This is a genomic window from Dorea sp. 210702-DFI.3.125 (assembly GCF_020560945.1).
Classification (GTDB): Bacteria; Bacillota; Clostridia; order Lachnospirales; family Lachnospiraceae; genus Dorea; species Dorea formicigenerans.
Genome location: NZ_JAJCNF010000129.1, coordinates 1 through 240, shown reverse-complemented (window position 1 = coordinate 240; position 240 = coordinate 1). Strand labels below are relative to the sequence as shown.

Below are 240 nucleotides of genomic sequence, written 5' to 3'. Positions count from 1 at the left end.
GATTTATGTGCTGATACCGGGAAAGGAGGACGCTGCCCTTGCCTGATACCTCAAAACTGGAAAAGCTCAACCGGGAGTTGGAAAAAAGCGAAAAGAAACTGCGGAAAGCCATCAATGATGAAAAGGCATTGCAGCACCAGTTGAAGCAGCTTACCCGAAAGGAACGGACGCATCGGCTCTGTACTCGTGGCGGTATGCTGGAAAGTTTTCTGCAAGAGCCGGAACGCCTGACAGATGATG

Annotated in this window: 1 protein-coding gene; it reads left to right on the top strand. The window is 50.4% G+C overall.

Features of this window, described 5'->3' with window-relative positions:
* Positions 1 to 38: 38 nt before the first annotated feature.
* The coding region (locus LI164_RS15845; RefSeq protein WP_173860270.1) for a DUF3847 domain-containing protein at positions 39 to 240 on the top strand (202 nt) is incomplete at its 3' end.